The organism is Citrobacter sp. Cu231 (assembly GCF_030332265.1).
Lineage (GTDB): Bacteria > Pseudomonadota > Gammaproteobacteria > Enterobacterales > Enterobacteriaceae > Citrobacter > Citrobacter meridianamericanus.
Genome location: NZ_JAOWIE010000050.1, coordinates 13894 through 26246 on the forward strand (window position 1 = coordinate 13894; position 12353 = coordinate 26246).

General features: G+C 52.0%; 14 protein-coding genes and 1 pseudogene. 9 read left to right on the forward strand and 6 right to left on the reverse strand.

Features of this window, described 5'->3' with window-relative positions:
* Positions 1-19: 19 nt before the first annotated feature.
* The 7 genes from OGY15_RS22525 (at position 20) to OGY15_RS22555 (ending at position 3292) form a co-directional block, all read left to right on the forward strand.
* Positions 20-361: a hypothetical protein gene (locus OGY15_RS22525; protein ID WP_286541189.1), complete on the forward strand. Its 342-nt coding sequence runs from the start codon at positions 20-22 to the stop codon at positions 359-361.
* Between the two features lie 91 nt (positions 362-452).
* Complete coding sequence (locus OGY15_RS22530) at positions 453-1274, forward strand: DUF932 domain-containing protein (RefSeq protein WP_286541190.1); 822 nt, start codon at positions 453-455, stop codon at positions 1272-1274.
* A 30-nt stretch (positions 1275-1304) separates the two neighbouring features.
* A complete protein-coding gene (locus OGY15_RS22535; protein WP_286541191.1) occupies positions 1305-1748 on the forward strand; it encodes an antirestriction protein in 444 nt (147 codons plus the stop codon).
* 12 nt (positions 1749-1760) lie between these two features.
* Entirely contained in the window at positions 1761-2303 is a 543-nt protein-coding gene (radC, locus tag OGY15_RS22540; RefSeq protein ID WP_286541192.1) for a RadC family protein, read from the forward strand.
* A complete protein-coding gene (locus OGY15_RS22545; RefSeq protein ID WP_180242660.1) occupies positions 2300-2521 on the forward strand; it encodes a DUF987 domain-containing protein in 222 nt (73 codons plus the stop codon). Before radC ends, OGY15_RS22545 begins: the two co-directional genes overlap by 4 nt.
* Before the next feature lie 25 nt (positions 2522-2546).
* Positions 2547-2903, forward strand: coding sequence for a type IV toxin-antitoxin system YeeU family antitoxin (locus OGY15_RS22550; RefSeq protein WP_286541193.1), 357 nt, complete (start codon positions 2547-2549; stop codon positions 2901-2903).
* A 20-nt stretch (positions 2904-2923) separates the two neighbouring features.
* Entirely contained in the window at positions 2924-3292 is a 369-nt protein-coding gene (locus OGY15_RS22555; protein WP_286541194.1) for a TA system toxin CbtA family protein, read from the forward strand.
* Between the two features lie 534 nt (positions 3293-3826).
* On the opposite strand, the pseudogene OGY15_RS22560 reads toward OGY15_RS22555, so the two are convergent.
* The 3 genes and pseudogenes from OGY15_RS22560 to proB form a co-directional block, all read right to left on the reverse strand.
* Positions 3827-4227, reverse strand: a pseudogene (locus tag OGY15_RS22560) (EcpB family pilus assembly chaperone); the annotation flags it as partial.
* 290 nt (positions 4228-4517) lie between these two features.
* A complete protein-coding gene (proA, locus tag OGY15_RS22565) occupies positions 4518-5771 on the reverse strand; it encodes a glutamate-5-semialdehyde dehydrogenase (protein ID WP_210904669.1) in 1254 nt (417 codons plus the stop codon).
* A gap of 11 nt (positions 5772-5782) precedes the next feature.
* A complete protein-coding gene (gene proB, locus OGY15_RS22570) occupies positions 5783-6886 on the reverse strand; it encodes a glutamate 5-kinase (protein WP_005133587.1) in 1104 nt (367 codons plus the stop codon).
* 290 nt (positions 6887-7176) lie between these two features.
* On the opposite strand from proB, the gene phoE reads away from it, so the two are divergent.
* Positions 7177-8232 (forward strand): phosphoporin PhoE, encoded by a 1056-nt coding sequence (gene phoE / locus OGY15_RS22575; protein WP_151218494.1) that lies wholly within the window; start codon positions 7177-7179, stop codon positions 8230-8232.
* Positions 8233-8351: 119 nt separating this feature from the next.
* Here the strand turns inward: phoE and crl are convergent, their stop codons facing one another.
* The 3 genes from crl to gpt form a co-directional block, all read right to left on the reverse strand.
* Entirely contained in the window at positions 8352-8753 is a 402-nt protein-coding gene (gene crl / locus OGY15_RS22580; protein ID WP_151218493.1) for a sigma factor-binding protein Crl, read from the reverse strand.
* Positions 8754-8810: 57 nt separating this feature from the next.
* A complete protein-coding gene (frsA, locus tag OGY15_RS22585) occupies positions 8811-10055 on the reverse strand; it encodes an esterase FrsA (RefSeq protein WP_286541195.1) in 1245 nt (414 codons plus the stop codon).
* Positions 10056-10154: 99 nt separating this feature from the next.
* Positions 10155-10613 (reverse strand): xanthine phosphoribosyltransferase, encoded by a 459-nt coding sequence (gpt, locus tag OGY15_RS22590; RefSeq protein WP_003031380.1) that lies wholly within the window; start codon positions 10611-10613, stop codon positions 10155-10157.
* A 261-nt stretch (positions 10614-10874) separates the two neighbouring features.
* Here gpt and pepD point away from each other — a divergent pair, with 261 nt between their 5' ends.
* Positions 10875-12332 (forward strand): cytosol nonspecific dipeptidase, encoded by a 1458-nt coding sequence (gene pepD, locus OGY15_RS22595; protein WP_286541196.1) that lies wholly within the window; start codon positions 10875-10877, stop codon positions 12330-12332.
* Positions 12333-12353: the final 21 nt, after the last annotated feature.

Sequence of the window (12353 nt, forward strand, 5' to 3'; positions counted from 1 at the left end):
ACAGGTTAAAGGAAATATCATGAAGAAAATCATTACAGTCGCAGCACTCTGTCTGCTGTCATTTTCTTCGCTGGCCGCGTCTTCACCGGTCAGTGTCAGCTTCAGCCCGGGAAGCTACAGTCACTATTCATCGATTCGGGTTACATCAAAAGTCGATTCGATTGTGATTAAACAACTCATTGTCAACAGGGGAAACTGCCAGGATGCAGAATTCGCCAGCCCGTGGAAACCGGTACGTCTGGGATTTGGCGGTGCTGTATCCCATGAATTTACCGGCAAGGGGCTGATGGTTCCCTGTAATGTACTGGAAGTGGTGGTCCAGACAAGCGAAGGCGCATGGCAGTTTGATTTTGACAGCTGACACCGCGCGCTTTTCCACCTTTCTTTTCTGTCTGAACGCCCTGCTCAAACGAGCAGGGCGTTTTCTTTTGCCTCTTTTAAAGGAATTACTCATGAGATTAGCCAGCCGCTTTGGCCGTATAAACCAGATACGCCGTGACAGTCCTCTGACCCATGAAGAGCTGATGAGTCGTGTTCCCAGTGTATTCGGGAGTGACAAACATGAATCGCGTTCAGACCGTTACACCTACATTCCGACCATCACCATCCTCGAAAGCCTGCAGCGCGAGGGTTTTCAGCCGTTCTTTGCCAGCCAGACAAAGGTTCGGGACCAGAGCAAGCGGGAGCACACCAAACACATGCTTCGCCTGCGTCGCGCCGGGCAGCTAAACGGTCATCAGGTACCGGAAATCATTTTACTCAACAGCCATGACGGCTCATCAAGCTACCAGATGCTACCGGGGCTGTTTCGTGGCGTCTGTACTAACGGTCTGGTCTGCGGTCAGTCATTCGGAGAGGTGCGGGTACCGCATAAAGGCAATGTCGTCGAGAGGGTGATTGAAGGGGCTTACGAAGTGCTCGGGGTGTTTGAGCGGGTGGATGAAAAGCGTGATGCCATGGCGTCACTTTTACTTCCGCCACCAGCACAGCACGCTCTGGCAAATGCCGCGCTGAAATATCGCTTTGGTGAGGACCACCAGCCGGTCACGGTATCGCAGTTGCTGACCTCACGTCGCCGGGAGGATTGCAGTGATGACCTGTGGACCGTCTACCAGCGCGTACAGGAGAACCTGATGAAAGGGGGATTGTCAGGACGAACCGCACAGGGGAAAAGCAGTCGCACCCGTGCCGTTACCGGTATTGATGGCGATGTGAAGCTCAATCGCGCCCTGTGGGTAATGGCAGAAAACATGCTCGCGTTTTTCGGGCGTTAAACAACCGTTCCGGCATAAGGAGATAGTTTAATGGATACACAAAACCTTCAGTTCGCTGAGCAGACAGCAATTACTGCCTCAGTGGTACCTGACGAGTTACGCATCGGCTTCTGGCCACAGCACTTTGGCTCCATCCCGCAATGGATAACCCTCGAGCCCAGAATTTTTGCCTGGATGGACCGCCTGTGTACCGATTATCACGGCGGTATCTGGCGCTTTTCGACGCTCAGCAACGGCGGCGCTTTTATGGCCCCTGAGTCAGAGCACGATGAGAAGTGGACATTGTTCAACAATATGAATGGCAACGGCGCGGAACTTACTGTTGAAGCCGCAGGGATAGTGGCCTGTCTGATGGTATACAGCCATCATGCCTGCTGTACCGAATGTGACGCGATGACAGAGCACTATTATCGCTTACGAGACTTCGCGCTAAAACATCCAGAGTGCAGTGCCATTATGTATCTAATCGACTGAGGAATACCTGACATGAATACCGTATTATGCCCGGAGTCTTCACAGCGTGAACTCTTTCCGCTGAATGTTATGCTTCGGCAGGGTTGCCTGCTTCCTGCGACATCCGGATTAACACCCTATGCCCAACGGACCATCCGCCGCGCTATCAACCTGCTGGATAAATATCTGCGCCAACCCGGCATACCCTTTACCTCAAGTACTGCTGCTCGTGACTGGCTTCGGTTACAGCTGGCAGGACAAGAACGGGAAGTGTTTATGGTGCTCTATCTCGATAACCAGCACCGTTTACTGGAGAACGAAGCACTATTTGCCGGTTCGGTTAACCATGTCCAGGTCCACCCGCGTGAGGTAGTGAAGTCAGCGCTTCGATTTAATGCTGCGGCCGTTGTGTTTGCGCATAACCATCCATCAGGCGATCCGGAGGCCAGCCAGTGCGACCGCGACATTACGGGCAGGCTTCAAGAAGCGTTAGCACTGGTTGATGTGAAAACGCTCGATCATCTGGTCATCGGCTCAGAGGGCATTGTGTCGTTCGCGGAGCGAGGCTGGATATGAAAATCATCAGTAAACGCCAGGCCATGACTTTGTACCGGCAGCATCCTGGATCCCGGCTGTTTCGCTTCAGTACGGGCAAATATAAATGGTCAGGCAGTATCTGCCATTATGCAGGCCGCGAGGTGGAAAACATATGCGGCGTTCTGGCCGTATTTGCTGAACGCCGTCAGGACCGCAATGGTCCCTATGTCATTCTTCGAAGCGTTACTCTCAATTAATCTTTCCCTTTATTCAGGAACAATAATGAACAATCACTCAGAATCTGGTACCAAGCCGGAGGATCCCGCCTGCCAACAGTGGGGACTAAAGAGTACGATCACACCCTGTTTTGGAACTCGTCTGGTGCAAGAAGGCAACCGCCTGCATTTTCTCGCTGACCGGGCCGGATTTTACGGTGCTTTTAGCGACGATGACGCGCTGCACTTGGATCAGGCCTTTCCGCTGATACTCAAACAACTAGAACTAATGCTAAACAGCGGCGAGCTCAATCCCCGCTATCAGCACTGCGTCACGTTTTACCACAACGGACTCACCTGCGAAGCCGATACGCTTGGTAGTTGTGGCTACGTATACATCGCCGTTTACCCCACCCAACGATAACGAATTTCACGAGAGAAAGCATGAAAACTCTACCTGCTATAATTTCGCGGGCGGCGAAGCCCTGTCTGTCGCCCGTTGCAGTCTGGCAAATGCTAATTACACGCCTGCTGGAAAAACACTATGGTCTGACCCTGAACGATACGCCGTTCTGTGATGAAACCGTTATACAGGAACATATCGATGCCGGTATCACTCTGGCTAATGCTGTTAACTTTCTGGTGGAGAAGTATGAGTTAGTCCGTATCGATCGCTGTGGATTTTCCTCACAGGTGCAAGCACCATATTTGACTGCGACAGACATTCTTCATGCCAGGAAAGCGTGCGGGCTGATGAGCCGGTATTCTTACAGGGAGGTAAGTAATATTGTTCTTAGCCGATCACGGCTGTGAGGGGATTGAGATCTGAGAAGGTTTCCACGATACGTGAAGAATTTGATGAGATTAACGACTCGATGAAAGGCTCATCGAGTCGTATGAAAAACAAGGTGGGGGCACAAAAGGGGGCATTTATAAAGATGAAACAAGAAAATATGTATATTTATCAAAGGATATTGGTGGTTTGTTATGTTCCTATTATCGCACCATTATCTACGCGACTTCACGCGATGTTCAGCAAAAGTGCCTTGTGCCATATTTTTGCCATTTCCTCCCAGAAATGAGTCAATTTGACCGGGTTCTCAAAAAACGCATGGAGCAAAATGGGTCTATTTACACTGTCATTTTCTGCTCCAGTGAACGGGCAAAAGCGCTGGGAATAACGTAATTACCCACTTTTACGGGACCTGCATGTGAAGTTCCTGATATCAGTGCAAGAAAGAAACAAATTCTACCGCCGACAATATTTTTTGTTGTCTTGTGCATCCTTACAACCCGGTATTTTTATTTACCCCGTACAGATGGCTGCTATTAACCATCATTTCACTGTTATGACCGCTTACCGTGCCAGATTCCGATGCGTGAACGGCAGTTTTATTCGCGTACCCGGCATAATGTAATAACGTTCACGACAACCCCGTCCCTGCTCGTAGGCTTTATCTTTGCAAGCGCCATAGTCGATCACACGAAATGAAACATTGCCGGTATTGCTGATAACGTCGCCATTACGGCTGTATTCAAAGCGCTCTTTACGCGGCGCGACTACCAAAATCGCGCCAATTCCCTGCTGACGCTGTCACAACAGCCACTTTATTAGCCCGAGTCTCCGCCCTTTCGGTGACCGGCTCATCTATCCATTGCAAACGATAATAACGCTCGACATCATCTGCTGGACTTTTATAAAAGAAGCGAAAAACGTCCTTGGCCTGACCAGAAAGAATAAGGGTTGCATTGAACTGTATTTTTACATCCCCAATCCAGTAGCCGTCTGGCAGACGCGGAGTAATCTGTGACCGGTGTACTACCATCAGGAACAAGACGTGAATTGCGGTCCAGGAAAATTCATGTGGGCACGGAAAATTCTGCGATATGCAGACTTCTGACGCGACGAAGGAGAGCAAAGATGATTAATAAATTGCAGAACGGAAAACAACCACGTACCAGAAGCAACAGATAAAACTAACCGGGAGATGCATTAACCTTGCGCATCAACGCCTGCTTGTGCATCACCCGGTTTCAATTACGCTCGGATCGTGTCGTCGCCGAAGCCAACCCACTTATATGTGGTCAGTGCTTCCAGCCCCATTGGACCACGCGCGTGCAGTTTTTGCGTACTTACCGCTACTTCCGCACCCAATCCGAACTGGCCGCCATCGGTGAAACGCGTAGAAGCGTTAACGTACACGGCAGAAGAGTCTACTTCATTCACGAAACGATCGGCGTTACGCAGCGTGCGCGTCAGGATCGCATCGGAATGTTGGGTCCCATGCTCGCGAATGTGGGCGATGGCATCGTCCAGGTCAGTAACGACTTTCACATTCAAATCCAGCGACAGAAACTCGTCGTCATACTCTTCGGCTTTCACCGCGACCACGTTAGCGGGCCCTGACTGCAATGTAGCCAGCGCCATCTCATCGGCATGCAGCGTGACGCCACTTTGCGCCATCTGCTCGCTCAGTGCAGGCAGAAAACGTGGCGCGATGTCCTGATGCACTAACAGAGTTTCTACAGTGTTACAGGTGCTCGGACGCTGGGTTTTGGCGTTGACGATAATCTTCAGCGCAGGGGCGATCTCTGCCGTGTCATCTACATAGATATGACATACGCCAATACCACCGGTGATCACCGGAATGGTCGACTGCTCACGACATAACTTGTGCAGACCCGCGCCACCGCGAGGGATCAGCATGTCGATGTACTTATCCATACGCAGCATTTCAGCGACCAGTGCGCGGTCCGGGTTGTCTATCGACTGCACGGCTGCGGCGGGTAAACCGCAGGCTTCCAGCGCCTTTTGGATCACCGCCACGGTTGCGGCATTCGTCCGGTACGTCTCTTTTCCTCCGCGCAGGATCGCCGCATTGCCGGTTTTCAGGCACAGGGAAGCCACGTCGACGGTGACGTTTGGACGCGCTTCATAAATCACGCCAATCACACCCAGCGGGACACGACGACGCTCCAGACGCAGGCCGCTGTCCAGCAGACCGCCGTCAATCACCTGCCCGACCGGATCGGCGAGATGACACACCTGGCGCACATCGTCAGCAATCGCTTTCAGACGCGCCGGCGTCAGGGTCAGGCGGTCGAGCATCGCATCGCTCAGGCCGTTGGCTCGCGCCTGCTCAACATCTTGTACATTTGCGCTGAGGATGCTTTCGGTTTGTGCTTCCAGCTCATCAGCGATTGTTTCCAGTACGCGATTTTTTTCGCGACTGGAGAGCAGCGCCAACTTGTATGACGCGGCTTTGGCAGCAATGCCCATTTTTTCCAGCATATGCCTGTTCCTTAACGGGTAATCATGTCATCACGATGGACAGCAACCGGGCCGTATTCATAGCCCAGGATGGTATCAATCTGTTGTGAGTGGTGTCCGGCAATACGGCGCAGCGCGTCGCTGTTATAGCGGGTTACGCCGTGGGCAATATCGCGCCCTTCCAGATTGCAGATGCGGATCACTTCACCACGAGAGAAGTTACCTGTCACGCTTTTAATACCTTTTGGCAGCAACGAGCTGCCGCGCTCCAGAATAGCTCCTGTTGCGCCTTCATCGACGGTAATTTCACCGGCAGGCGGCGCGCCGAAAATCCAGCGTTTACGATTTTCCAACGGAGAAGCCTGAGCATGAAAACGCGTCCCAACGGAAACGCCTTCCATCACGTCGCCAATCACGCCTGGCTTGCTGCCTGCGGCAATAATGGTGTCGATCCCGGCGCGGCACGCGACATCGGCGGCCTGTAGTTTAGTCCCCATGCCGCCGGTTCCCAGGCCAGAGACGCTGTCCCCGGCAATAGCGCGCAGCGCATCATCAATACCGTGCACGTCTTTGATCAGCTCCGCCTGCGGATTAGTACGCGGATCGGCGGTGAACAGTCCCTGCTGATCGGTCAGCAACAGCAGCTTATCGGCCCCGGCCAGAATCGCTGCCAGCGCCGAAAGGTTGTCGTTGTCACCCACTTTAATTTCGGCGGTAGCCACCGCATCGTTCTCATTAATGACCGGGACGATGTTGTTATCGAGCAGCGCGCGCAGCGTATCGCGGGCATTGAGGAAGCGCTCTCTGTCTTCCATATCCGCACGCGTTAGCAGCATCTGCCCGATATGAATACCGTATATCGAGAACAGCTGTTCCCACAGTTGAATCAATCGGCTCTGCCCTACCGCCGCCAACAGCTGTTTCGAAGCTATCGTTGCCGGGAGCTCAGGGTAACCAAGATGCTCACGTCCGGCAGCAATCGCGCCCGAAGTAACGATAACAATACGATGCCCTGCGGCATGGAGCTGCGCGCACTGGCGAACCAGTTCTACGATATGGGCGCGGTTCAGGCGGCGCGATCCGCCCGTTAACACACTGGTGCCTAGTTTTACCACCAGCGTCTGGCTGTCACTCATGATTCTCTGCCATTCAAAATTGGGGAAAATGATATCAAACGAACGTTTTAGCAGGACTGGCCCCGGTTGCCAACAACCAGCGTACAAAGCATGAAATTTTATTGCGCAGGATCAGCAAGCGTAGCGGCTGATTTTGACGCCTTTATTACAGAAACAAAAAAACATCCTTTTTTAAAATTATTCTTACTTTGTCATAAAACGTTCATTGCCAGACGTTAAAAACCTTCCTGTCTTTTAGCGGGGATCACACCCAGTAAATATTAGCGCGTACTTTTTAATCAGGAATGAAAATGAAAAAGAGCACTCTGGCATTAGTGGTGATGGGAATTGTTGCGTCGGCATCCGTACAGGCAGCGGAAGTGTATAACAAGAACGGCAATAAACTGGATCTCTATGGCAAAGTAAAAGCCATGCATTACATGACGGATTATGACAGCAAAGACGGCGACCAGAGCTATGTCCGTTTAGGTTTTAAAGGTGAAACGCAAATTAACGATGAACTGACGGGATATGGCCGTTGGGAAGCGGAGTTTGCCGGTAATAAAGCCGAAAGTGACTCCAACCAGCAAAAAACGCGTTTGGCTTTTGCTGGTCTGAAATTAAAAAATCTTGGCTCATTTGATTATGGTCGTAACCTGGGCGCGTTGTACGACGTGGAAGCATGGACCGATATGTTCCCGGAATTCGGCGGCGACTCCTCTGCGCAAACCGATAACTTTATGACCAAACGCGCCAGCGGCCTGGCGACCTACCGCAACACTGACTTCTTCGGTGTTGTGGATGGCCTGGATCTCACCTTGCAGTATCAGGGTAAAAACCAGGACCGCGATGTGAAAAAACAGAACGGAGACGGTTTTGGTACTTCCGTGACCTATGACTTTGGCGGAAGTGATTTCGCGGTAAGCGGAGCGTATACCAACTCCGATCGTACCAACCAGCAGAATCTGCAATCGCGCGGTACGGGCGATAAGGCAGAAGCCTGGGCGACCGGCTTAAAATATGATGCTAACGATATCTATATTGCGACCATGTACTCCGAAACACGCAATATGACGCCAATTTCCGGCGGCTTTGCCAATAAAACACAAAACTTCGAGGCGGTTGTTCAGTACCAATTTGACTTTGGTCTGCGTCCGTCACTGGGTTATGTGCTGTCGAAAGGTAAAGATATTGAAGGCGTTGGGAATGAGGACCTGGTGAATTATATCGACGTGGGTGCAACGTACTATTTCAACAAAAATATGTCTGCGTTTGTTGATTATAAAATCAACCAGCTTGATAGCGATAATAAGCTGGGTATCAATGACGATAATATCGTTGCCGTCGGTATGACCTACCAGTTTTGATTATACCCTTCATACTTCAAGCTGCATGTGCGTTGGCCTTCCTGCAACGCGAATTATTTAGGGTCTAGCATAAAAAATGCCGGATGGGGTTGCGCCGCCATCCGGCATTTTGCTGTTCGTTATGCCGTTAATTTAACGGGTTCATCCTTAAAATCATCAGCAGGCTCCAACGCCAGATTCAGCGACGTTAACAATCCATGTAATTTTTCATGAAACTCACGCAAGGTGTATTCCAGTCGCTCGACCACTTCGGTCTCTTTCACTGGCACCGCAGTCCAGTTACCATCTTTATCAAACAAACCAAAATGATAGCTGTAGGTAAAGCGTTTTTCCTGCGCTTCCAGTTCCATCCACCAGCCCCAGAACTCGCGTTTCTCGGGGGCGGGTTTCACGTTGACGCAAACAGCCAGACAATCGAAGAAAAATCGATTATCTTCGCACTGTCCTTCGCGGATATACGGACCCAGCGCGGTGAATTTCTTGATCAATCTACTTTTCGGATGCCCACTCGGTAACGTCATTACGATCTCCTTAGGTGAAGCACCTGTTTTACCAAATCGATAAAATTTAGCAAACTTTTAACACAATCTCTGATTGATCCAACCGGTTATTTCCTGCAGCCCTTTGTCAAAATTGCGATACACCGGGTTGAATGGAATCTCCAGCAACTTACCGTCAGAAGATGAAGATGTGATTAAACGCGACTCCTCTTCCGGGCTAAATGGATCGTTTTTCCAGAACCCCGACAACATTGGCGTCGGACAACGTCTGCCCAGCAGACCCTGCACTTTTAATGAATAGCGATTAAGCTCTACACGCAGCGCTTCATCGGAGGCGTCATGCATCCCCAGACGACTTGCCAGAACGTCAAGATACATTTCCGGAACGCTTGCCTGGCGCTGCGGGTCGCTAAGCAGCGCGTGAACCACTGGCCCCAAACAGGCCACCACTTTCAGACGCGATGATTCCAGATACGCCAGGCGTACCGCCACGTTAGCGCCAAAGCGAAAACCGAAGGCCGCCACGCGGGTGTGATCCACCCAGGGAACGTTTGGCAACGCTTTTAATACGTGCTGGTGCAGCAGGCTGGAATCCTGGGTCAGTTTCCATTTTGACGAGAACCCGACCGACGGCATATCCAGCGTCAGCATGGCGATACCGCGCGGGGCAAAGTAGCGCTCATACAGACTGTAGTAATCCGTTTGCATAGAGTCGAGGCCACCGCACATCAGCACCGTCGGGAACGGACCGTCGCCTTTTGGCATATGCAGGAAGCCAGTGATTGGCGCGCCGCCGGTAACGGCAAATTCCATCTCACGCAGCGTACCCGGCAGACGCTGTGCGGCCTCTTCATAGGCACGGTTGGCCAGAGCCTGCGCCTGCTCTGCCAGCTCATCGCCTTTTAAGTGGGGATAAGCGGCAATGTTGTACAACGTGGAGGCATGTAGCCAGTGGCGTCCGCTCACCTGCGGATCCGCTTCCATAGACGCTTTCTGTTGCCAGTCCATCGCCTGCTTCGCCCACTCGTAGATCCAGTTCCCGCCGCGATACCCGATGACCGTGTCGTAGAGTTCTTTATCCGTACGTTCGGCTTCACTCATGACGATGCGGGCCTGCACTTCGAGAATTTCACGCGGATCGACGCCACGCCAGATCCACATCAGGCGATTCACCATGCGATACCAGTGCGGAACTGTTTTGCCATCAAGAGCCGATTGTACGGACGGCTGCGCGCCGCGATTAAAACGACGAACCAGCGTTGACGTTTCAGGGTGTTTGAAGCGGGGTTTAAACAGGACTTCGCTGAGGTTAGCCTGTGACATGATTGCAGCCTCCATGAATACTCACTAAGGCATAGTGTAACCTGACACCGCAAAAAAAGAACAACGCCCGGCATTGCCAGGCGTCGAAAACGTTATTGATTAGCGACCAGAGATCGGCGGGACAAACACAACGCCCATATCCCACGGCTGCTCAATCCAGGTATCCTGAGGGATATCAACAACATAATCATTCACCAGCGGACGACCGGCCGGCTTAGCGAAGATCGTGACGAAATGCGCTTTAGGATACATTTCGCGGATCGCAACGGCGGTACCACCGGTATCAACCAGGTCATCAATTACGATAAAACCTTCACCGTCGCCTTCGGCACGCTTCAGCACTTTCAGTTCGCGCTGGTTGTCGTGATCGTAGCTGGAGATGCATACGGTATCGACATGACGAATACCCAATTCACGCGCCAGCAATGCGCCCGGCACCAGACCACCACGGCTAACGGCAATAATGCCTTTCCATTGTTCAGAAGGCATCAGGCGGCTTGCCAGTTTACGTGCATGGATCTGCAACATGTCCCAGGTGACGACGTATTTTTCGCTCATGTGAAGTGTCCCAGCCTGTTTATCTACGGCTTAAAAAGTGTTCGAGGGGGAAATAGGTTGCGCGAGATTATAGAGATCTGACGCACTAAAAACCAGTGTTTCGCGGAATCCGCGCCTCTTTTTGCATGCTTTATGCTAGCCGTCGGCGGAGAAAGTGGTATTCTCAATCGCATCGCGCAAGCCTGACTTGTGGTGTTTTTAATTCTGCTAACCCTGTGGCCTGCAAGCAAGTTTTGCAGGACATCGCCAAGGAGACTCAACGTGTCTGAACTGTCTCAGTTATTCCCGCAACCGCTGTGGGATATTTTTGCCAAAATCTGTTCTATTCCTCATCCGTCCTACCATGAAGAGCAGCTCGCTGAACACATTCTGAGCTGGACCCAAGAGAAAGGTTTCCACGTCGAGCGCGATCAAGTCGGTAATATCCTGATTCGCAAACCCGCTACCGCAGGAATGGAAAACCGCAAGCCGGTCGTTCTGCAGGCGCACCTGGATATGGTCCCGCAGAAAAACAACGACACCGTGCACGACTTCACCAAAGATCCTATCCAGCCTTATATTGATGGCGAATGGGTAAAAGCCCGTGGCACCACGCTGGGTGCGGATAACGGTATCGGTATGGCGTCCGCGCTGGCCGTTCTGGCTGATGACAATGTGGTACACGGTCCGCTGGAAGTCCTGCTGACCATGACCGAAGAAGCAGGTATGGATGGCGCATTTGGTCTGCAGGCTAACTGGCTGCAGGCGGATATCCTGATCAACACCGACTCAGAAGAAGAAGGTGAGATCTATATGGGTTGCGCAGGTGGGATCGACTTTACCTCTAACCTGCCGCTGTTCCGTGAAGCAATCCCGGCTGGCTTCCAGAGCTTTAAGCTGACGTTAAAAGGTCTGAAAGGTGGCCACTCCGGCGGTGAAATCCACGTGGGTCTCGGCAACGCGAACAAGCTGCTGGTACGCTTCCTGGCGGGTCACGCTGAAGAGTTGGATCTGCGTCTGGTTGATTTCAACGGCGGTACGCTGCGCAATGCGATTCCGCGTGAAGCCTTCGCTACCCTCGCCGTGGCTGCAGATAAAGTTGATGCGTTAAAAGCGCTGGTCAGCACCTACCAGGAAATCCTGAAAAACGAGCTGGAAGCTAAAGAGAAAAACCTGGCTCTGCTGCTGGATGCCGTTACTAACGACAAAGCCGCGCTAACCGCGCAGTCTCGCGACAGCTTTGTACGTCTGCTGAACGCCACCCCTAACGGTGTGATCCGCAACTCCGACGTCGCCAAAGGCGTGGTAGAAACCTCCCTGAACGTCGGTGTGGTAACCATGACTGACGATAATGTCCAGATCCACTGCCTGGTACGTTCGCTGATCGACAGCGGTAAAGACTACGTGGTGAGCATGCTGGATTCACTGGGTAAACTGGCTGGCGCCAAAACTGAAGCCAAAGGCGCGTATCCAGGCTGGCAGCCGGATGCAAACTCTCCGGTTATGCACCTGGTTCGTGAAACCTATCAGCGTCTGTTCAATAAAACGCCGAACATTCAGATCATCCATGCTGGTCTGGAATGTGGCCTGTTCAAAAAACCGTATCCGGAAATGGACATGGTTTCCATCGGGCCAACCATCACCGGTCCGCACTCCCCGGATGAGCAGGTTCATATCGAAAGCGTCGGCCACTACTGGACGCTGCTGACTGAACTGCTGAAGTCTATTCCGGCGAAGTAAGTCTGCGTTAAATGCCGGATG

What these genes read in the sequence shown, in the direction of transcription:
- crl (WP_151218493.1), bottom strand. Translation starts at nt 8,753, where the DNA reads ATGACGTTACCGAGTGGGCATCCGAAAAGTAGATTGATCAAGAAATTC.
- proB (WP_005133587.1), bottom strand. Translation starts at nt 6,886, where the DNA reads ATGAGTGACAGCCAGACGCTGGTGGTAAAACTAGGCACCAGTGTGTTA.
- OGY15_RS22535 (WP_286541191.1), top strand. Translation starts at nt 1,305, where the DNA reads ATGGATACACAAAACCTTCAGTTCGCTGAGCAGACAGCAATTACTGCC.
- OGY15_RS22550 (WP_286541193.1), top strand. Translation starts at nt 2,547, where the DNA reads ATGAACAATCACTCAGAATCTGGTACCAAGCCGGAGGATCCCGCCTGC.
- proA (WP_210904669.1), bottom strand. Translation starts at nt 5,771, where the DNA reads ATGCTGGAAAAAATGGGCATTGCTGCCAAAGCCGCGTCATACAAGTTG.
- OGY15_RS22555 (WP_286541194.1), top strand. Translation starts at nt 2,924, where the DNA reads ATGAAAACTCTACCTGCTATAATTTCGCGGGCGGCGAAGCCCTGTCTG.
- phoE (WP_151218494.1), top strand. Translation starts at nt 7,177, where the DNA reads ATGAAAAAGAGCACTCTGGCATTAGTGGTGATGGGAATTGTTGCGTCG.
- gpt (WP_003031380.1), bottom strand. Translation starts at nt 10,613, where the DNA reads ATGAGCGAAAAATACGTCGTCACCTGGGACATGTTGCAGATCCATGCA.
- OGY15_RS22525 (WP_286541189.1), top strand. Translation starts at nt 20, where the DNA reads ATGAAGAAAATCATTACAGTCGCAGCACTCTGTCTGCTGTCATTTTCT.
- frsA (WP_286541195.1), bottom strand. Translation starts at nt 10,055, where the DNA reads ATGTCACAGGCTAACCTCAGCGAAGTCCTGTTTAAACCCCGCTTCAAA.
- OGY15_RS22545 (WP_180242660.1), top strand. Translation starts at nt 2,300, where the DNA reads ATGAAAATCATCAGTAAACGCCAGGCCATGACTTTGTACCGGCAGCAT.
- radC (WP_286541192.1), top strand. Translation starts at nt 1,761, where the DNA reads ATGAATACCGTATTATGCCCGGAGTCTTCACAGCGTGAACTCTTTCCG.
- OGY15_RS22530 (WP_286541190.1), top strand. Translation starts at nt 453, where the DNA reads ATGAGATTAGCCAGCCGCTTTGGCCGTATAAACCAGATACGCCGTGAC.